This window comes from Pseudoclavibacter sp. RFBG4, assembly GCF_002931515.1.
Taxonomy (GTDB): Bacteria; Actinomycetota; Actinomycetes; order Actinomycetales; family Microbacteriaceae; genus Pseudoclavibacter.
On the sequence record NZ_PSYC01000034.1, the window covers coordinates 33,224 to 52,789 of the forward strand.

A 19,566-nucleotide genomic window follows, 5' to 3' on the forward strand; every position below is an offset into this window, starting at 1 on the left:
GGGGGATGGATGCAGGTTCGACGGTGAACTTCATGGCGTCACGCTACCCGCACCAGATCAGGGGGGGGGGGGGCCGATGCCGGGCGTGCCGTAGGTCGCTCACGGCGTCTGCGCGTCGTCGGCGACGGCGTTCGCCGACTCGACCTCGATGGTGTGGCTGGTTGTCAGCGAGCAGGTACTGTCCGCCGGTGTCGATGGAGATGAAGCCGTCCTTGATGGTGGAGAGGGGGCGGATGTCTCGGACGGGCACAGTCGGTCCTGCTGTCGAAGACGCTCTGAGCGGACGCGCATGCGCTCCATACGTTCTCCATAGATCGATAGGTGACGATAAGCGCATGGTTGACTTCAACAAGATCCTCGGCGCGGCCTCGAAGGCCCTCGGCAACTCCGGCAACTCCGGCAACTCCGGGGGCAACCGGGGCGGCAAGAGCGGCTCCGGGGACTGGAAGGACATGGTGCGCAAGGTCGCCGATCAGGTGACGGGGGATGCGCAGCAGCAGCGCGGACAGCAGGGCTACCCCGCCCGGGACGCCGCGCAGCAGCGCGACCAGTACCCGCAGCGCGACCAGTACGCCGGCCAGTACGCCGGCCGGGGCTCCGGCCCGCGCTACGGGCAGCAGCCGCCGAGCGCTCCGAGCTACGGCTCGCGCCCGGGCTCGAATCCGCGCTCAGGGTCTGCCGCGGACAAGGCGGCCATCGCGAAGTACGACTACCTTCTCAAGACGGCGGCGCCTGACCAGCTCGAGCAGGCCCACCGTGAGGCTTTCCAGCGACTCACGCCGGAGCAGCGCGACCAGGTGCGCGAGCGCCTGAGCGCCGAGTCCGGCCCGTACGACCGCCCGCAGTCGAGCTCCCCTGACGACCTGGCACGGGCGGCGACGCGCGGCGAGGTGCAGCGACCCGGTTTCATGGCCAAGGTGCTCGGGGCGGGCAAGCGCATCGCGGGCTCCCGCGGCGGCTCCAACTTCACGCCCGGCTCGAGTCGTGGCGGGTCCGCTCGCTTCGGCCGTGGCGCGGGCGTCGCCGGCGCAGCTGCGGCGGGTGTCGGGGCGGGCGCCCTCGGCGGCATCGCGCTCGGCGTCGTCGGCGGTGCCGTCGCCAGCTCCGTCGCGCTTCCGCTGATCGGCGACGCGATGGCCTCAGGAATCGACTTCGACGGCATCGCCGCATCCGGGATCGAGGGCTTCGAGGGGCTCACGGCTGACCTCGGCGAGTTCGGCGGAATCGGCGAGGCCGTCTCGGGGTTCGGCGACCAGGTCGGCGGATTCGGCGACCAGCTCACGGGCGCCGGCGAGCAGCTCACGGGCGCGGGCGACCAGTTCCTCGGTGGCGTCGAGGAGCAGGCAGGCAATTTCGGCTTCGACATCCCCGGCCTCGGAGACCTGTTCGGCAAGTGATGCACGGCTTGGCGTCGACCGGCCTCCGTGCTGGATGACCGTGCGCGCGGAAGAGAACCGGGTCGATCTCGACGCCCGCACACCGGATCGCCGCGCGCGATCTCGGCGTGCGGGCGTCTCCCGTTAGGCTCGCGTGATGGCGAACCGCAGCTATCTCTACGTTGTCGACGAGGTTCCGGGGCAGGGGGCTCCGCTCACTCGTGTCTCCGGCCTGTCGGAGTGGAACTGGGATGTGCCGCTCGTGCACGAGCTGCTCGTCTCGGGGTCTGGTCGGCTGGTGCCGTCGACGATCTGGGATGCGCCTGCCGCAGCGATCCTCGGCGACTACGACCAGGGCGTCGCCAACCTCGAGCGCCTCTTCGCTCGGCTCCCGCAGGACCGGGAGACGCAGCGGCAGATCGCCGAGGCCCGCAGCGTGCTGGGCGACCCCGAGAACCGTGGACGCTACCTGCTGCTCGAGGTCGCGGAGATCCACGTGCTCAGCGCCACGGACGACGAGAACCCGCACCCCGAGATGCTCCGCGAGGCGCAGGGGATGGTCCACGACACCGAGCAGCACGTGGATGCGCTCATCCGCGCAGCGCTCGAGTTGCCGCCGGAGAAGCTGCAGGAGCTGACGGGGTCCGGGGCGTGGGCCAGCAACCTCTACTTCGAGCCGTCCGGAGAGCCGCAGCAGCCGACCCAGGCCGCGCCGACGCAGGCCGCGCCGGTCGCCCCTGCGATGAGCTCGCCATCTCAGAGCGCCCCGCCGACGAGCACGAACGCACCGCAGTTCGCCCCGCCCGCCGGGGCGCCGGCTTCGCCGGTCTTCCTGACGCGGCCGCTGGCCAACGGCGCGACGCAGTGGAGCCTCGGGCTGATCGCGGTCATCCCGTTCCCGTTCGTGACCGCCATCACGGCGGGCATCGTGATGATCGCGGCTGGCCGGTCGCGCGCACCGGCCACGGAGGCAGGCGAGCGCAACCGCACCAACGCCGCCAACTGGGGCCTCACCTACCTGCTCTCCTCGATCATCCTCATCGCCCTGCACATCGCGTTCATCTTCGTCCTCGACGACACCTACTCGGGATCGTTCTTCCCCATCGGCATCCCCATCACGCTCTGGTTCGCCGTCTCCGTGACGCACATCGTGTTCTCGATCGTGGGCAGCGTGAAGGCCTCGCGCGGCGTGGTGTTCGCCCCCATCGCGCTCCCGTTCTTCAGCCCGCGCCTGCGGGGCTGACCTCGAAGCGGCGCTGACCATCTTCAGTGCAGATTCGTCGCTTCCGAACGTCACTGGTGCCTCAGAGGCCGAATCTGCACTCACGTTGGACAGGCGCCGCCGCGCCCGCCGCGTCTGAACTGCACCCTGTCAGCACCGGGGCGGATGCGCCACAATGGCGAGGTGCCAACGCTCCCGCAGACAGAACCAGAAGCCGGGGTGCCGTCGCGCCTGCGCAACGCCGTCTTCCAGTCTGTCGCCGAAGAGGGCAAGGCGGCCCTCGTCGAGCGCCGCCTGCGCGTCGCCATCAACCGCGGTGTTCTGCAGGCCGGGGAACGGCTGCCCCCGGAGAGCGAGCTCGCCAAGTCGCTCAGGGTCTCGCCGGTCACCGTCCGCGAAGCGCTGGTCCTCCTGCGGCAGAGCGGCCTCGTCACGACGAAACGAGGACGCGGAGGCGGCAGCTTCGTCACCGCGGGCGCCGACCCCGCCTCCCATGCCGCCGCCGAGCTCGCATCCATCTCCCGCACGGCGCTGCGCGACCTCGCCGCCCACTACTTCGCCGTCACCGCTGGCTGCCTCGAACTCGCAGCCTCCAGGGCTGCACCGAGCGAGGTCGACGCGATTCGCGCCCGGCTCACGGCGTTCGGCGACGCCGCGCCCGCTGGGCGGCGGGCTCAGTCGACGCCCGCGCAGTGGCGGCACGTCGCCGACGACATCGTCGTCGAACTGTGCGCACTCGGGCAGTCGGTTCGGCTCACCAAGGAGCAGATGCGCGTGCAGTCCGAGCTCTCGCCGCTGCTCGGGTTGCTCGCTGTGGACGACGCCGAGCGGGAGGCGCAGCGAGACGAGATACTTGGACTCGTCGATGAAGTCGCTCTGGGGGACACAGCTGGCGCGCGCGAGGCCTTGCGCGCGACCGTGAGCGACATCGTCGAACGGCTCGAGGCGAAGCGCAGGTCGCTGCTCGAGCGGTAGGCGCGCCGGCGCCGCGACGGTGCCGGGTGCCGGGGGAACGACTATGGCTGGGGGGCCAACGCATGCCGATCAACGACAACGAGGTGAGGATCGTCGCGCTTGCGGGGCTGCCGAACTGGTCCTGGGGCGACTTCACGCAGCACCCGATGCAGACCACCAATCTCATGAGGCTGGAGCCGAACGGGTGGCTGGCGCTCATCGCCTACCTCGCCGGACCAAGCTGGGTGTACCAGGAGCCGGCGCGGTACGACCCGGTCGTCGAGACGGACGGCGGCGGCCAGCGCGTCGGCGGGCCAGCCGACGGCACCTGCTCAAGTGAGGAGGGCATCAGCGAGATTCACGACGACATGGTCCAGTACCTCGCAGATGCCGGGGTTCCGGCGCCTCCGCCCGCGGTGCAGTGGATGCTGTGCCTCCCCGACGGGGTCACCGAACGAGACCTGGAGGGCGTGTGTCTCCGTGCCGCGCGCGACGTCGCACCCGAAGACCATCGAAGGAACGCGCTCGAGGTGCACGCGGCGCTGCGCGTGCTGTTGAATGGGCGCATGTCACCGCTCGCCTGGTGACCGCGGAACGGGTTGCCGATCTTCGCTGATCGACCCCAGTGAGAGCGGCCCTCCGCTGTGTACCATCGGCCAACACCGAGGCAGAGGAGCCGCCCCATGACGATCGACGCCACCGCGGTGCGACGCGGCCCAGCTGCCCTCCTCGACGACTACTTCCGATCGGCACTCGACGTGCTCGAAACGCTGAGCCGTGACCTGGGGGCCGTGCTCGGCGACCTCGAGTCGCGTGGCGAGCTCAGCGACCGTCGCCTCGACGAGCTGGTCGAGCCGCTCGCGCTCGCGGTCTTCACCCGCACCTGGCCGGCCGCGTTCGGGGCCGGATTCGTCGCATCCCTCGACCTTCGCGGCCCGTCCCGCGGACACCTGTCCTGGTGGCAGGGACCGATGCGCTCGCAGCTGCGGCTCGCAGCGCAGACGCCCAGCCGAGAGCACATCGACTACAGCGGATTCGAATGGTTCCGCGTGCCCCGCGAGACCGGCGAAGGTCATGTCGCGGGCCCGCACGTCGACTACCTGTGCAGCGACGAGTACACGCTCACCGTCAGCATGCCCGTCTGGAACGGCCGGCGATTCCTCGGCGTCGTCGCCATGGACCTCCTCGTCGACGACGTCGAACGAGAGCTGCTCCCGGCGCTGCGTGAGTTCGGCGACGTGAGCGTCGTGAACGCAGCCCAGCGCGTGCTCGCGTCCACCGAATCGCGGCTCGCACCGGGAGACTCGGTGCGAGACCTCGACGGCTACGGGAGCACCGACTGCGCGATCGCCGGGCTCCGCGTGCTCACTCGGGCGTAGGCCTCGACGCGCGGGGCCTCGGGGCCTCGGGGCGCGTCGAAGTCCCGAGTCCGGGTTCAGCCGATCTCAGGCGGAGCTGGCTGCTGCAGTCGCTGCGGCTGCGGTGCATCCGGGGTGCGCAGGTACTTGCGGAGGGCCTTGATGGCGAGGATCAGCGCCCAGATGGTGAGTGCCGCGACGACGACGCCGACTGCCAGCGGGACGATGGTGATGAGCACGTGCATGAAGTTCAGGTTCGGCATCCGCCGACGCTAGATCGCGAGACTGGGCGTCGGGTCAGTAAAAGCGGGCCGCGGATGCGGGGCACGCCGTAGCTCGGCGACACGACGGGAGCAGGGCTGCATCGACGTGCGACGATGCGGACATGAGTGCTCTCGCCGCATCCGAAGATCTGCCCGACCTCGTTCCCGAGCTGCTTGTCGCCGACGTCCGCAGCAGCCTTGCGTTCTGGGTCGGTGGATGCGGTTTCGAGGTGAAGTATGACCGGCCGGAGGAGGGGTTCGCGTATCTGACTCGCGGCAGCGCTCATCTCATGCTGGAACAGCGCGGCATCGGCCGGAACTGGGTGACCGGCCCGCTCGAGCGTCCGCTCGGGAGGGGCGTCAACTTCCAGATCGCCGTGGCCGATGCTGACGAGGTCGCGGCGGCTGTCCTCGCGACCGGTCGGGAGCTCTTCATGCCGCCAGAGACGAAGTGGTACCGGGTGGGTGGGAACGAAGTCGGGGTCCGCCAATTCCTTGTGACGGACCCCGACGGGTACTTGATCCGCTTCCAGGCGAGCCTGGGGCGGAGAGCTGCCGCTAGCTCGTGACGGCTGACGTCTGACGGCTGCGGCGGGCGGCGATGAACGAGCGCACGCCGGCCGTGATGAGGGCGACGAGCAGGATCAGCATGACGGTGCTGCTGATGACCGCGCCGGGGCGCTCGGCGGTGCCGGCGAACAGGTCTCCCAGCTGGGCGACGTTCATGAGTGACCCGAGCGCGCCGAGGAGCGCGACGGCGAGCGCACCGTGGATGGCGTGCTTGCGGAGCTTCGGGTTGCGGGCGATGAGGCCGGCGATCACGAGCAGGAGGCCGACGGCGGCCGGGATGAGGGCCGTGAGGCTGCCGGTGTCGCTGACGAAGTAGGCGACCGCGCCCGTCACGACGAGGGCGGCACCGATGAGGATGGTGAGGAGAGGCATGCGGGATGGGATCCAATCTCGCGGTAGGCCAGCAGCGTCCTCGGCGGACCGCTTCGCGCGGGCTCAGCCCTGGCGCGCGACGGCCGGCGACGGAAGCGTCGCTGGTCGTTGGTGTCTGGTGGACCCAACTTTACCAGCTGGTCGGTTCCGGCTTCCGGTCGCTTGGCGCGACGGTTCAGCTGCGGACTGCGCCCTCGATGGCGTCGCGCCCGGCCTCGCGCGTCGCGAAGGCGCCGAGGAAGGTGCCCTGCCCGTCGTGTGCGCGGAACTCCCCTTGCACGAGCTCCACGAACCCGGCGAAGTCGTCGCCGGAGGCCGTCTCCCGCATCGCGACCCAGAGTCCGTTCGCGGGGGAGAGCCAGCGGAGCTGTCGAGGAGCGGAGTCGACGACCGCTCGGGTCGTGGACTCGCGGGGGATCTCGAGCAGGCTCATGGGGTTCCTCGGTTCAAGAGTGGATGATCGGATAGTTAGGTTAGCTAGCTAATCCTGAGAGTAGCCATAGGGTTCGCTGGATGAGATAGTGCTCGGCATTCAGCCCAGCGCATCCGGAGACTCGGGGAGCGTCTGCCCGCCGTCGACGACGATCGTCTGACCCGTGATGTAGCCCGCCTCGCGGCTCGCGAGGAACGCCGCGGCGTAGCCGATCTCCTCGGCACGGCCCAATCTGCGCAGCGGGACTGCGGAGGTCATCGACGCGAGGTAGTCCTCGCCCATCTCGTCGAGTCCAGCGGATTCGACATTGCCCGGCAGCACCGCGTTCACGGTGATGGCGTGCCTCGCGAGCTCGATCGCGGCGGTGCGCATGAAGCCCAGCTGCGCGGCCTTGGAGGCCCCGTAGTGCGACCAGCCCGGGTAGCCGGTCGTCGGGCCCGTGATGGATGAGGTCAGCACGACTCGGCCGCGGCCTGATTCCCGCAGGGCGGGCAGGCAGGCCTGCACGGCGTAGATGGTGCCCTTCACGTTCGTGTCGAGCACCTCGTCGAGCTGCGCCGGCGTCATCGTCGCGAGGTCCGCCTGCGGGAAGATCCCCGCGTTGGCGCACAGCACGTCGATGCCGCCGAACGCCGCCGCGGTCGACGCCGCAAGCGCGCGGCACGACTCGGGATCGGTGACGTCAACCGTGAACCCCGAGATCTGCGCTCGAGTGCCGGTGCCGGCGTCGGCGATGAGCGAGAGTGCAGCGACGGCCGTATCCACCCCCGCCTGCGAGCGGCCCGCGACGGCGACTCGCGCGCCCGCCTGTGCGAACACGCTGGCGATGCCGAAGCCGATGCCCTTCGTGCCGCCGGTGACGACGACGCGAGTGTCGGAGAGATCGAACAGGGGAGCAGCTGGCATGGTGCGCCTTTCGCGAATGGATGGGTGCGCCCATTCCATCGCCCGGGCGGGCAGGATGCCCCTCTGGAAACCTGCCTGCGACCGCTCTTAACGCAGTGTTTACGCCCGCCGGCGGATCACCGCCGGCGCCTTCGGGTCACCACCAGAACGGAGGCTGGGTCACGTACGGCGCCTCGAGTCGTGCGACCTCGTCGTCGGTGAGCGTCAGCTCGAGGGCTGAGGCGGCATCATCGAGGTGCTTCGCCTTGGTCGCCCCGACGATTGGGGCTGTGACCGTCGGGTTGCGCAGCACCCACGCGAGTGCGACTCGTGCCATCGGGACCCCGCGCTCGGCCGCGATCTGCTCGACGACGTCGATGATGGGGCCGTCGGCATCGGCATCGAACGCCTTCGCGACCGAGTCGAGTTCGGCGCGTGCCGTCGATTCGCCGCGCGGCCGGGTCAGGCGCCCCTTGCCGTTCGGCGAGTACGGGACGAGGCCGACGCCCATGTCGGCGCACATGGGGATCATCTCCCGCTCCTCCTCGCGCTTCAGCAGGTTGTACTGGTCCTGCATGGCGACGAACGGGGTCCATCCGCCTACCGCCGCGGCCTGCTGCAGCTTCGCGAACTGCCAGGCGTACATCGACGATGCGCCGAGATAGCGCACCTTGCCAGAGCGCACGAGGTCGTCGAGTGCCTGCATGGTCTCCTCGACGGGGGTGCTGTCGTCGAAGCGGTGGATGTAGAGCACGTCGATGTGGTCGGTGCCGAGTCGCTCGAGGGACGCGTTCGCCTGTTCGAGGATCGCCGTGCGGGACAGCCCGGAGCCGCCGGGGCCGTCGTGCATCTTGCCGGAGAGCTTCGTCGCGAGCACGATCTCCTCCCGGCGGCTGAAGCGACGCATCGCGCGCCCGATGATCTCCTCGCTTGTGCCCTGCTGGTACACGTTTGCCGTGTCCCAGAAGGTGATGCCGAGCTCGACCGCCTGGCGGAGCAGTGGTGCCGCCGCGTCGTCGTCGAGGGTCCAGCTGTGCAGGCCGCGCTTCGGGTCGCCGAAGCTCATGCAGCCGAGTGCGAGGCGGCTGACGCGGAGGCCGGTGCGGCCGAGGTTCGTGTACTCCATGCCAGGAGCGTATGTCGCACCACCGACACCAGGGAGGCCCTGGCAGTGCCCCCTGCACCGCGTCTGCTCTGCGCTGCGTCCGCCGTCCGCCGTGCCCAGCCCAGCCCGCACCAGTCCGGCTGCAGGCCTGGGGCTAAGGCGCCAGAAGGCGCCAGCTGAGGTGCGGATGCGCGAGGTCTGCGGGTGCAGACCTGCGAGACGTGGGGGTTGTGCACGCCTGTTGGCGCGCTGGGGTGCGGATGCGCGAGGTCTGCGGATGCGCTGGGTCTGCGGGTGCAGACTTGCGAGACCTGGGGGTTGTGCACGCCTGTGCGCGCGTAGGGGTGCGGATGCGCGAGGTCTGCGGATGCGCGGGGTCTGCGGGTGCGGACTTGCGAGACGTGGGGGTTGTGCACGCCTGTTGGCGCGTAGGGGTGCGGATGCGCGAGGTCTGCGGATGCGCTGGGTCTGCGGGTGCGGACTTGCGAGACGTGGGGGTTGTGCACGCCTGTTGGTGCGCTGGGGTGCGGATGTGCGAGGTCTGCGGATGGGGCTTCGCCAGACCTGGGGGTTGTGCACGCTTGCAGGTGCGCAGGTGCGCAGGTGCGCAGGTGCGCAGGGGTGCGGATGCGCGAGGTCTGCGGGTGGGGCTTTGCGAGACCTGGGGGTTGTGCATGCCTGTTGGTGCGCAGGGGTGCGGATGTGCGAGGTCTGCGGATGCGCGGGGTCTGCGGGTGCGGATGCGTCCTCACCCGCACCCCGCTTCCCGCCTGCCGCACCCCGCTTCCCGTAACCCAGTGTTTACAGGGGCGAACGCTGTGGAAACATCCGTCTGTCTACTATTGGCGAACAAGGTTTCATGTCAGGTAACATCAACACCATGCGGGAGACGACCATGACACAACTAGCCCCCAAGCTGGTCGAAGGAGAGCTCGCGGCAGGCGACCGCATCACGCTCCGCGACCTCGCCCAGGCGCACGGCGTGCAGTTCATCCTCGCCACGTTCGTCGATCTCAACGGCAAGCCGTGCGCGAAGCTCGTGCCGACCTCGGCCGCCGACGAGCTCGAGGCGGGCGCCCTCGGCTTCGCGGGCTTCGCCGCCGGCCTCATCGGCCAGGAGCAGCACGACCCCGACCTCATCGCGATCCCCGACCTCGACTCGTTCACCCCGCTGCCGTTCGTCCGCGAGGGCCTCGCGCTCGTGCACTGCGACCCGCACGTCAACGGGAAGCCGTGGCCCTACGCGCCGCGCAACATCCTGAAGCGCGCCATCGCCGAGCTCGCCACGCGCGGCATGACCGCCAAGGTCGGCGCCGAGGTCGAGTACTTCCTGGTCGACCGCGCCGAAGGCGGCACCCTCGCCCCCGCCGACAAGCGCGACAACGGCCCTCGCCCCTGCTACGACGCGCGTGGCGTGACTCGCATGTACGACCACCTCGCCTCCGTCTCGACCGCCATCAACTCGCTCGGCTGGGGCAACTACGCCAACGACCACGAGGACGGTGCAGGCCAGTTCGAGCAGAACTTCGACTACGCAGACGCGCTCACGACCGCCGACCGCGTCATCACGCTCCGATACATCCTCAACGTGCTCGCCGAAGAGCGCGGCATGACGGCGACGTTCATGCCGAAGCCCTTCACGAACCGCACGGGGACGGGCCTGCACCTCCACCTGTCGCTGTGGAGCGAGCAGGACGAGCCGCTCTTCCCGGCGGGCCCAAGCGCGAGCGGCGCCGCCGCAGTCGCCGCATCCGCCGCATCCGCCGCATCCGCCGATGACGCCGCGAGCGACTCGGCAGCGGATGCGCGGGGCCTCGGCCTCTCGCCCGTCGCGTACGGCTTCGTGGCCGGGCTCCTCGAGCACGCGCCCGCCCTCCAGGCGTTCCTCGCTCCCTCGGTGAACTCGTACAAGCGGATCGGCACGGCCACGTCCAGCTCGGGCGCGACCTGGTCGCCGCGGAAGGCGTCGTACGGCGGCAACGACCGCACGCACATGGTGCGGGTTCCGGACAACAAGCGCGTCGAGCTCCGCTCGGGGGACGGCGCAGCGAACCCCTACCTGGCGGTCGCGACCTCGATCATGGCCGGCCTCGATGGCATCGACAACAGCATCGACCCAGGCAACCCCTCCGGTCCAGGCCAGGCGCCCGAAGGCGCGGCCGTGCTGCCCGCGACGCTCCTCCACGCCGTCGAGGCGCTGCGCCGCGACCCCGTGATCCTCGCCAGCCTCAGCGGCGACGAGGCCACCGGCCGCTACTTCGCCGACGCGAAGGAGACCGAGTTCCTCACCTGGCACGCGCAGGTCAGCGACTGGGAGCTCGACACCTACCTCACCGCCTTCTGACCCGCCCGCATCCAGAGACCAGACAAGACCACCCCGAAAGGACCACGCCCGTGTGTGGAATCGCCGCGCTGCAGTTGCGCAACCCCCAGCTCAGGCCGCAGATGGGCGACCTGCTCCAGACCATGCTCTGCGAGATGGTCGACCGCGGACCCGACTCCGCGGGCCTCGCCGTGTACGACAACCCCGACCTCACGGGCGGCGCCGCGTCGACGCTCAGCCTCCTCGGCCGCACGCAGCTGCTCACCGTGGAAGAGCTCACCGCCGAACTCGAGCGCACCCTCCCAGCCGGGGCGGCACCGAAGGTGTCCGTCGTGGGCGACACGACCCTCGTGAGCGGCGAGCTGTCGACGAGCATCCTCGCGGATGCGGTCAGCGCGGCCCTCCCCACCGCCACGATCATCGGCCGCGGCGGCCACCTCGCCGTCATGAAGAGCGTCGGCAATCCCATGGATGTCGCCTCCAACCACGGCCTCGAGTCCATGTCGGGGAGCCAGGGCGTCTCGCACACCCGCATGGCCACCGAATCGGCCGTGACCGCGGGCGGCACGCACCCCTTCGCTGTCGCCGACGACCTCTGCCTCGTGCACAACGGATCCTTCTCGAATCACGCCTCCATCCGTCGCGAGCTGAAGCGCACGGGCGTGCAGTTCGACTCCGAGAACGACACAGAGGTCGGCGCGCGCTACATCGCCTCCCGTCTCGAGCAGGGCGACACCCTCGAGGAGGCGCTCATCAACCTCGGCGACGTCTTCGACGGCTTCTACACGCTTGTCGTCACGACCGCCGACAGCATGGCCATCGTGCGCGACCCCATCGCCTGCAAGCCCGCCATCGTGGCCGTCACCGACGACTACGTGGCCATGGCCTCCGAGTACCGCGCCCTCGCGCAGCTCCCCGGCATCGAGTCCGCCGACATCTTCGAACCAGTCCCCGGAAAGGTCTACACGTGGTCACTCTAGACAGCACCCAGTACGCGGCAGCCCCAGCGGCCGCACCCGCAGCTCCTCGCGCGGCGGCTTCCTCGCCGGCCCCCTCGTCGTCGTCCGCCGCGGCTGCGGTCAGCCCCACCACGATCGACCTCGCCGGCCAGGATGTTCGAGTCGTGAACGCAGCCGTCCAGGCGGCGGAAGACGTAACCAGGTGGAGCATCCAGCACCCCGCCGGCAAGCACAACGTGGCCGTCGGCATCAGCTCGGCCATCGACGTCACGATCGACGGGCACGTCGGCTACTACGCCGCCGGAATGCACCAGCGGGGCGCCGTCACCATCAACGGCAACGCCGGAGTCGGGCTCGCCGAGAACATCATGAGCGGCCGCGTGCACGTCACGGGCGACGCCTCCCAGTCGGCCGCCGCGACCGGCCACGGCGGCCTCGTCGTCATCGACGGCAACGCCGGAGCCCGCTGCGGCATCTCCATGAAGGGCGTCGACATCGTCGTGGGGGGCAGCATCGGGCACATGTCTGCGTTCATGGCGCAGGCCGGCCGCCTCGTCGTGTGCGGCGACGCCGGGGAAGCGCTCGGCGACTCCATCTACGAGACCCGCATCTACGTGCAGGGCACCGTCGAATCGCTCGGCGCCGACTGCATCGAGAAGCCCATGCGCGAGGAGCACCTCGCGGAGCTCGCCGAGCTGCTCGTCGCAGCCGGCCGCGACGACGACCCGGCCGCGTTCAAGCGCTACGGCTCGGCCCGCAAGCTCTACCACTTCAACGTCGACAACGCCTACTAGGCCGAGCAGGAAGCGCCACTCATGACTCTCATCGACCAGCCCACGTCCACCGTCGGCGCACCGCAGTCACCCGCTCGCCTCGCCGAGCTCGGCCTGCGCGAGTCCGCGACCTTCGACCGCGCGACGATCTCCGACATCCAGCGCGCCGCCCGCACGGGCATCTACGACATCCGCGGGTGGGGTGCGAAGCGGCAGCTGCCGCACTTCGACGACCTGCTGTTCCTCGGCGCATCCATGTCGCGCTACCCGCTCGAGGGGTACCGCGAGCGCTGCGGCACCGACGTCGTGCTCGGCGACCGCTTCGCCTCGAAGCCCCTGCACCTCGACATTCCGGTCACGATCGCCGGGATGAGCTTCGGCGCTCTCTCCGCGAATGCCAAGGAGGCCCTCGGGCGCGGTGCGTCCGAGGTCGGCACGTCGACGACGACCGGCGATGGCGGCATGACGCCGGAGGAGCGTGGCCAGTCGAAGCACCTCGTCTACCAGTACCTGCCCTCCCGGTACGGCATGAACCCCGACGATCTGCGCAAGGCGGATGCGATCGAGATCGTCCTCGGCCAGGGCGCGAAGCCTGGCGGCGGCGGCATGCTGCTCGGGCAGAAGATCACCGAGCGCGTCGCCGGGATGCGAACCCTGCCGATCGGCATCGACCAGCGATCCGCGAGCCGCCACCCCGACTGGACGGGCCCGGACGACCTGACCATCAAGATCGCCGAGCTTCGCGAGATCACCGGCTGGGAGAAGCCGATCTACGTGAAGATCGGGGCATCCCGCCCCTACTACGACACGGCGCTCGCGGTGAAGGCCGGCGCCGACGTGGTGGTGCTCGACGGCATGCAGGGAGGCACGGCGGCGACGCAGCAGGTGTTCATCGAGAACGTCGGCATCCCGACGCTCGCCGCGATCCCGCAGGCCGTCGCGGCGCTCCAGGAACTCGGCATGCACCGCAAGGTGCAGCTCATCGTGTCCGGCGGTATCCGCACGGGGGCCGACGTCGCGAAGGCGATGGCGCTCGGCGCCGATGCGGTCGCGATCGGCACGGCCGCGCTCATCGCGCTCGGCGACAACGACCCCCGCTACCAGCAGGAATACGCCGACATCGGCTCGGCCGCCGGCTTCTACGACGACTTCCAGGACGGGCGCGACCCGGCCGGCATCTCGACGCAGGACCCGGAGCTCGCCTCCCGCCTCAACCCCGTCGAGGGAGGGCGACGCCTCGCGAACTACCTGCGCGTGCTCACCATGGAGGCGCAGACCATCGCCCGCGCGTGCGGCAAGTCGCACATCCGCAACCTCGAGCCGGAGGACCTGGTCGCGCTGACCGTCGAGTCGGCCGCGATGGCGAACGTGCCGCTCGCCGGCACGAGCTGGATCCCCGGCAAGCAGTACTAGGGCGGAGGGGCTACGGCCCACCGACGCCGCCTGGCCGACTTCCGTGACGAGCCCCCCCCACCTCCCGGCTTTGAAGCCCCGGAGCTGGGGGGGGGGCTCGTCACGGAGGCTGGTCAGCGCTCCAGGCAGGCCGCCTCGAGCTCCGCGAGGCGCTCGGCTGGGTCGCCCGTGAGCTCCACGACGCGTGGGCCGCTGAGCTCCGGCTCGGCGGCGAGGTCCAGGAGCGCGTCGTTCATGGCATCGCGGAGTTCGAGGTCCTCGTCATCGCCGACCGAGATCTGGTCGCGGTAGGCGAGGGGGAGCAGCACCAGGACATCCACCCGCTCGGCCGCGTGCCGGGTGAGCGCTGCACCGCGCCGGATCGCCGCGCGCGAGCGCCCGGGTCTGCCGAGGGCCTCCAGCGCGTGCAGGTAGGCGAGGAAATCGAGCGGCCCGCGCTCCGCGACGACGTCGGAGCCTTCCGGCAGCTCGGCAAGCCGGTGGGCGGCGATCTCGAGCTGGCGGCTGAACAGGCCCGCGTCGAGGTCGTCGAAGCGGTCATCGAGGAGCTCCTCGAACGGGTCGGGGAGGACACGGTATCTCGGATGCGCGGCCACGAAGTCGCCGATGAGCGTGCTCTTGCCGCTTGCGTGGGTTCCCGACACGACGATCCGCATGGCAGGCGAGCCTAGGTGGTGCGCGGCTTCACCGCCACGGGGCGGGCCTGGGAGCTCGCGCTCGGCTGACCGACATCAGTGCGAAAACAGCGCGTTCTTGGTCTGCAGCAGCGATTCGGCACGAAATCGCACTCATGCTGGTCAGGCGGTCGCCTGCCACCGCCGACCGGCTTGCCGACCTTCGTGCCCGTCCGTGCCCGCCACGCCGCCGTGCCCGTCGCGCCCGCGGTGCACGGCCAGCGCGCCATCTGCAACGTTGTAGAGTGACGCGCACGAGCATCCCTGCAACGGCGCGCCGTGCTCGAAATCGCTGCGCCTGCCAGAAGAGAGACGACCAGACCCATGGCTGCGACCCTCCACGATGTTGCCCGAGTGGCGGGTGTGTCGATCAAGACGGTGTCGAACGTCATCCACAACTACCCGCACATTCGAGCGAACACGAAGCAGCGAGTGCTGGATGCGATCAACGAGGTCGGCTACCGCCCGAACCTGTCGGCTCGCGGTCTGCGCCTCGGGCGCACCGGGGTGATCAGCCTGGTCATCCCGGACCTGCGGAACGCGTACTTCTCGGAGCTGGCGGAGGCGGTCATGCGTGCGGCGGCCGAGCACGAGCTGTCGGTGCTGATCGAGCAGTCGGGCGGGTCGCGGGAGAGCGAGATCGCGGCGCTCAAGGGTCCGCGCGCCGAGTTCGTCGACGGCATCCTGTTCAGCGTCCTGGAGCTGGGAGCGGCTGACGCGTCGGTGCTCGCCGACGTGCGGGTGCCGATGGTCCTGCTGGGGGAGCGGATCTTCAACGGGCCGACCGACCATGTGACGATGCGCAACACGGAGGGCACGCGCGCTGCGACGGAGCATCTCATCGAGGTCGGATGCACGCGCATCATCGCGCTCGGCTCGCATCCTGGCGAGGAGGTCGGCTCTGCTGCGCTGCGCACCCTCGGGTATCGCCAGGCGCTGGAGGCTGCGGGTCTGCCCTTCCGGGAGGAGCTCGTCAGGCCGGTCGGCACGTGGCATCGGTTCGACGGGGCAGCGGCGATGCGGGAGGTGCTGGCGGATGGCGTCGAGTTCGATGGCATCGTCGGGTTCAACGACTCGCTGGCGCTCGGCGCGATGCGGGTGCTGAGCGAGCGGGGCATCCGCATGCCTGAGGATGTCGCAGTGGTCGGCTTCGATGACATCGACGAGACGCGGTACTCGCTGCCGACGCTGACGACGATCGCGCCCGGGCGTGAGGAGGTCGCCAAGCGCGCGGTGGAGATGCTCGTCGAGCGCATGGGCAATCGGGATGCGGCGCTCGAGCCGCGTGAGCTGCTGACGGAGTTCACGCTGGTGCGCCGGGAGTCGACCGCGCGCTGAGCCGGTCTCGGATCGGGCCTTGACAGCTCCGATCCGATTGGGCAGGATCGCATTTACAACGTTTACCTACAACGTTGTAAATCGCGGAGGCGATGACAATGACGTTTCATCCTCGAGAGGTTTAGCCCCCACATGAACAAGAGAACCCTGACGGCCATCAGCGCCGCAGCGCTCACCGCCGTCGCCCTCAGCGCGTGCTCCTCCGGCTCGGCCGGCGGCAGCACCGCGGCAGACGCCACGTGCACCAACACGATCGTGAACGAGGACGCCCCGCAAGTGCTCGTCTGGGCCTGGTACCCCGCGTTCGAGCAGGTCGTCGACCTGTACAACCAGACGCACGACGACGTTCAGGTCTGCTGGACGAACGCCGGCCAGGGCAACGACGAGTACACGAAGTTCTCCACGGCGATCGAGGCGGGCTCCGGCGCCCCCGACGTGATCATGCTCGAGAGCGAGGTGCTCTCGAGCTTCACGATCCGGGATGCGCTCGTCGACATCAGCGAGTTCGGCGCGGGGGACCTCTCGGACAGCTACACGGAGGGCGCGTGGAGCGATGTGACGAGCGGCGACGCCGTCTACGCCATCCCCGTCGACAGCGGACCCATGGGCATGCTCTACCGTCAGGACCTCTTCGACGCCGCCGGCATCTCGGTGCCGACGACCTGGGAGGAGTTCGCCACCGCCTCCCAGCAGCTGAAGGACTCGGGCTCCGGGGGAGTGCTCGCCAACTTCCCGACCAACGGGCGAGCCTTCAACCAGGCGCTCTTCGCGCAGGCCGGCTCCGAGCCCTTCGTGTACGACAAGACCAACCCGACCGAGGTCGGCATCAACGTCAACGACGCGAACGCCAAAGAGGTGCTCGCCTACTGGGATGACCTGGTCCAGAAGGATCTCGTGACCACGGACGATGCCTTCACCGCCGACTACAACACGAGCCTCGTCGATGGCACCTACGCCGTGTACCTCGCCGCAGCGTGGGGTCCCGGCTACCTGCAGGGCCTGTCCGATGCCGATGGCACCGCCGAGTGGCGTGCGGCTCCGCTCCCGCAGTGGGATGCCGCAAACCCCGTCGACGTGAACTGGGGCGGATCGACGTTCGCGGTGACCGAGCAGGCCGACGACAAGGCGCTCGCTGCCCGCGTGGCGATGGAGATCTTCGGCACGGAGGAGGCATGGAAGATCGGCATCGAGGAGGGGGCGCTGTTCCCGACCTACACGCCGGTCCTCGAATCGGAGTACTTCACCGAGCTCGAAGCCGAGTTCTTCGGCGGGCAGCAGGTGAACAAGGAGGTCTTCCTCCCCGCGGCTGCCGGCTACTCCGGCTTCACGTTCAGTCCCTTCCAGAACTACGCGTTCGATCAGCTCACGGAGCAGCAGTACGCGATGGTCCAGGGCCAGAAGTCCTCGGACCAGGCGCTCGACGACCTGCAGGCCTCCCTGGTGCAGTACGCCACGGAGCAGGGCTTCACCGTCACCGAATAGTCGGTCCGGCCGACTCCCGCCCGGGCATCGGCGTCGCTCGCCGCAGAACGCGATCGACCCGATGCCCGGACGCCTCCTCCTGCGCGCCCCGCGCGCTGACGGACTTGTGATGACAGACAGAAGGACTCGAAATGGCTACTCCGAACGCCGTGATCGTGCCGAGCGCACGTGAGACGGAACCGGGCGAGCAGGCAAGCGCTCCGCCTCCTCGCAAGCAACGCAAGCCGCGGGCGGTCGTCGGCCCGATCGAGCGTCGACGGCAGCGCATCGGGTGGCTGTTCGTCGCCCCGTTCGCCGTCGTGTTCGTGACGTTCCTCATCGTGCCGCTCTTCTACGCGTTCTGGATGAGCCTGCAGACGTCGACGCTGGCCATGGGCACGTCGTTCACGTGGTTCGACAACTACGCGAAGGCATTCACCGACCCGATCTTCCTCGACGGCCTGCTCCGCGTCGGCCAGTTCGCGTTGGTCATGATCCCGCTGCAGATGCTCGTGGCGCTCATCGCCGCACTCGTGCTCGACAGCCTCACGACGTGGGCATCGAAGTTCTCGCGGCTCATGATCTTCCTGCCGTATGCCATCCCGGTGGTCATCGGCGCCCTCATGTGGGGCTTCCTCTACAGTCCGCGCTTCGGTCCGGCCAGCGACCTGTTCGAGCTCTTCGGGCTCGCCGCTCCCGACTTCCTCGCGCAGAGCGCGATCTTCGGCAGCCTCGTGAACATCGTCACCTGGCAGTGGGCGGGCTACTACATGATCATCATCTACGCGGCGCTCCAGGGCATCGACCGCTCGATCTACGAGGCGGCCCGCATCGACGGCGTCACGTCGCTGCAGATGGCGCTGCGCATCAAGGTGCCCATGATCTCGTCATCCATGGTGATGGTGCTCATCTTCGCGATGATCGGCACGCTGCAGTTCTTCACGGAGCCGCAGGTGCTGCGCGGTATCGCGCAAGGCGCGATCCCCGTGTCGTACACACCGAACATGTACGCCTACTCGCTGGCCTTCTCCTACAGCCAGTTCAACTACGCGTCGGCGATCTCGTTCGCGCTCGGAGTCGTCGTCTTCATCGGCTCCTACTTCTTCCTCTTCCTCACACGCAAGCAGAGCGGGCTGAAATGACCACGGAGACCGCGGCGAGTTCCACGCTCACCCCACGACAGCAGCGCAGCTTCGCGCGAGCCCAACGCAGCGCGGACCTCCGCCGGGGTGGGTCGAAGGCGAAGCGCACCTTCTCGCACATCCTGCTGCTCGCGTTCGTCATCTACTTCGTCATGCCGCTCTGGTGGCTCATCGTGGCGTCGACGAAGGACACAGCCGGGCTCTTCACCGGCAGCGGCGGGCCGCTCTGGTTCGACGACAGCTTCAACCTGTTCGACAACATCGCGCAGCTCGGCACGCACCAGGGCGGCATCTACTGGCGCTGGCTCGGCAACTCGTTCCTCTACGCCTTCACGGGAGGCATCGGTGCGACGATCCTCGCGGTGTTCGCCGGCTACGGCTTCGCGAAGTACCGCTTCCGGGGTCGCACGGTCTTCTTCAACGTGCTGCTCGGCGCGGTCATGGTGCCCCTGACGGCGCTGGTCATCCCGACGTTCGTGCTCCTCAGCGAGGCGGGCCTCGTCAACACGATCTGGGCCGTCATCCTGCCGTCGCTGCTGAATCCGTTCGGCGTCTACCTCATGCGCATCTACGCCCAGGATGCGGTGCCCGACGAGATCCTGGATGCGGCGCGAGTCGACGGCGCTGGCGAGCTGCGCATCTTCTTCCAGGTCGCGCTGCCGCTCCTCCGGCCCGCGATCGTGACGGTGCTGCTGCTCAGCGTCGTCGGCACGTGGAACAACTTCTTCCTCCCGCTCGCCGTGTTGAGCGACCCGAACCTCCTCCCGGTCACGGTCGGGCTCAACAGCTGGACGGCGCTCTCCAACGCAGGAGCCGGCGGCGAGCAGGTCTGGAACCTCATCGTGACGGGCGCCTTCCTCTCCATCGTCCCCCTGGTCGTCGCCTTCCTCTCCCTGCAGAAGTACTGGCAGGGCGGCCTCTCGCTCGGCGCAGTCAAGTAGGCGA

At 69.3% G+C, this 19,566-nt stretch carries 20 protein-coding genes; 14 read left to right on the forward strand and 6 right to left on the reverse strand.

The annotated features are described in order from the left end of the window. The first annotated feature begins 335 nt into the window (after nucleotides 1–335). From C5E10_RS13025 to C5E10_RS13045, 5 genes are all read left to right on the forward strand, one after another. Nucleotides 336–1,397 (forward strand): hypothetical protein, encoded by a 1,062-nt coding sequence (locus C5E10_RS13025; RefSeq protein WP_181062761.1) that lies wholly within the window; start codon nucleotides 336–338, stop codon nucleotides 1,395–1,397. Between the two features lie 136 nt (nucleotides 1,398–1,533). Next, nucleotides 1,534–2,619 carry a DUF4870 domain-containing protein gene (locus C5E10_RS13030; protein WP_104331996.1) on the forward strand — a complete coding sequence of 362 codons (1,086 nt, stop codon included), beginning with the start codon at nucleotides 1,534–1,536 and terminating at the stop codon, nucleotides 2,617–2,619. A 162-nt stretch (nucleotides 2,620–2,781) separates the two neighbouring features. Further along, nucleotides 2,782–3,573 carry a FadR/GntR family transcriptional regulator gene (locus tag C5E10_RS13035; protein WP_258071123.1) on the forward strand — a complete coding sequence of 264 codons (792 nt, stop codon included), beginning with the start codon at nucleotides 2,782–2,784 and terminating at the stop codon, nucleotides 3,571–3,573. A gap of 62 nt (nucleotides 3,574–3,635) precedes the next feature. After that, complete coding sequence (locus tag C5E10_RS13040; RefSeq protein WP_104331998.1) at nucleotides 3,636–4,139, forward strand: DUF5956 family protein; 504 nt, start codon at nucleotides 3,636–3,638, stop codon at nucleotides 4,137–4,139. A gap of 96 nt (nucleotides 4,140–4,235) precedes the next feature. Next, a complete protein-coding gene (locus tag C5E10_RS13045) occupies nucleotides 4,236–4,931 on the forward strand; it encodes a cache domain-containing protein (RefSeq protein ID WP_104331999.1) in 696 nt (231 codons plus the stop codon). A 56-nt stretch (nucleotides 4,932–4,987) separates the two neighbouring features. Here the strand turns inward: C5E10_RS13045 and C5E10_RS13050 are convergent, their stop codons facing one another. Then, nucleotides 4,988–5,173: a DUF6479 family protein gene (locus C5E10_RS13050; RefSeq protein WP_104332000.1), complete on the reverse strand. Its 186-nt coding sequence runs from the start codon at nucleotides 5,171–5,173 to the stop codon at nucleotides 4,988–4,990. 122 nt (nucleotides 5,174–5,295) lie between these two features. On the opposite strand from C5E10_RS13050, the gene C5E10_RS13055 reads away from it, so the two are divergent. Continuing rightward, nucleotides 5,296–5,742 (forward strand): VOC family protein, encoded by a 447-nt coding sequence (locus C5E10_RS13055; RefSeq protein ID WP_104332001.1) that lies wholly within the window; start codon nucleotides 5,296–5,298, stop codon nucleotides 5,740–5,742. On the opposite strand, the gene C5E10_RS13060 is transcribed toward C5E10_RS13055, so the two are convergent. From C5E10_RS13060 to C5E10_RS13075, 4 genes are all read right to left on the reverse strand, one after another. Then, on the reverse strand, nucleotides 5,732–6,115 hold the full coding sequence (locus C5E10_RS13060) for a hypothetical protein (protein WP_104332002.1): 384 nt from the start codon (nucleotides 6,113–6,115) through the stop codon (nucleotides 5,732–5,734). The genes C5E10_RS13055 and C5E10_RS13060 overlap by 11 nt on opposite strands. 175 nt (nucleotides 6,116–6,290) lie before the next feature. Beyond that, complete coding sequence (locus C5E10_RS13065; RefSeq protein ID WP_104332003.1) at nucleotides 6,291–6,548, reverse strand: hypothetical protein; 258 nt, start codon at nucleotides 6,546–6,548, stop codon at nucleotides 6,291–6,293. Between the two features lie 99 nt (nucleotides 6,549–6,647). Beyond that, the gene (fabG, locus tag C5E10_RS13070) at nucleotides 6,648–7,454 is read right to left on the reverse strand and encodes a 3-oxoacyl-ACP reductase FabG (protein WP_219820363.1); all 807 of its coding nucleotides are present in this window, start codon (nucleotides 7,452–7,454) and stop codon (nucleotides 6,648–6,650) included. Nucleotides 7,455–7,590: 136 nt separating this feature from the next. Next, nucleotides 7,591–8,559, reverse strand: coding sequence for an aldo/keto reductase (locus C5E10_RS13075; protein WP_104332004.1), 969 nt, complete (start codon nucleotides 8,557–8,559; stop codon nucleotides 7,591–7,593). Between the two features lie 838 nt (nucleotides 8,560–9,397). Between C5E10_RS13075 and C5E10_RS13080 the strand changes: the two genes are divergently transcribed. The 4 genes from C5E10_RS13080 to C5E10_RS13095 are packed head-to-tail and all read left to right on the forward strand — an operon-like array spanning nucleotide 9,398 to nucleotide 14,006. After that, the gene (locus C5E10_RS13080) at nucleotides 9,398–10,882 is read left to right on the forward strand and encodes a type III glutamate--ammonia ligase (RefSeq protein ID WP_258071124.1); all 1,485 of its coding nucleotides are present in this window, start codon (nucleotides 9,398–9,400) and stop codon (nucleotides 10,880–10,882) included. Nucleotides 10,883–10,932: 50 nt separating this feature from the next. After that, the gene (locus tag C5E10_RS13085; RefSeq protein WP_104332005.1) at nucleotides 10,933–11,841 is read left to right on the forward strand and encodes a glutamine amidotransferase; all 909 of its coding nucleotides are present in this window, start codon (nucleotides 10,933–10,935) and stop codon (nucleotides 11,839–11,841) included. Then, nucleotides 11,829–12,614: a protein glxC gene (locus tag C5E10_RS13090; RefSeq protein WP_104332006.1), complete on the forward strand. Its 786-nt coding sequence runs from the start codon at nucleotides 11,829–11,831 to the stop codon at nucleotides 12,612–12,614. The genes C5E10_RS13085 and C5E10_RS13090 overlap by 13 nt, the downstream gene beginning before the upstream one ends. A gap of 21 nt (nucleotides 12,615–12,635) precedes the next feature. Next, a complete protein-coding gene (locus tag C5E10_RS13095) occupies nucleotides 12,636–14,006 on the forward strand; it encodes an FMN-binding glutamate synthase family protein (protein ID WP_201297698.1) in 1,371 nt (456 codons plus the stop codon). A gap of 113 nt (nucleotides 14,007–14,119) precedes the next feature. Here C5E10_RS13095 and C5E10_RS13100 read toward each other — a convergent pair whose 3' ends face one another. Further along, complete coding sequence (locus tag C5E10_RS13100) at nucleotides 14,120–14,662, reverse strand: AAA family ATPase (protein ID WP_104332007.1); 543 nt, start codon at nucleotides 14,660–14,662, stop codon at nucleotides 14,120–14,122. A 342-nt stretch (nucleotides 14,663–15,004) separates the two neighbouring features. Here C5E10_RS13100 and C5E10_RS13105 point away from each other — a divergent pair, with 342 nt between their 5' ends. From C5E10_RS13105 to C5E10_RS13120, 4 genes are all read left to right on the forward strand, one after another. Further along, a complete protein-coding gene (locus tag C5E10_RS13105) occupies nucleotides 15,005–16,018 on the forward strand; it encodes a LacI family DNA-binding transcriptional regulator (protein ID WP_104332008.1) in 1,014 nt (337 codons plus the stop codon). Nucleotides 16,019–16,150: 132 nt separating this feature from the next. Next, nucleotides 16,151–17,500 (forward strand): ABC transporter substrate-binding protein, encoded by a 1,350-nt coding sequence (locus tag C5E10_RS13110; protein WP_104332009.1) that lies wholly within the window; start codon nucleotides 16,151–16,153, stop codon nucleotides 17,498–17,500. A gap of 131 nt (nucleotides 17,501–17,631) precedes the next feature. Beyond that, the gene (locus C5E10_RS13115; RefSeq protein WP_104332010.1) at nucleotides 17,632–18,621 is read left to right on the forward strand and encodes a carbohydrate ABC transporter permease; all 990 of its coding nucleotides are present in this window, start codon (nucleotides 17,632–17,634) and stop codon (nucleotides 18,619–18,621) included. Next, nucleotides 18,618–19,562: a carbohydrate ABC transporter permease gene (locus C5E10_RS13120; RefSeq protein WP_104332011.1), complete on the forward strand. Its 945-nt coding sequence runs from the start codon at nucleotides 18,618–18,620 to the stop codon at nucleotides 19,560–19,562. Before C5E10_RS13115 ends, C5E10_RS13120 begins: the two co-directional genes overlap by 4 nt. Nucleotides 19,563–19,566: the final 4 nt, after the last annotated feature.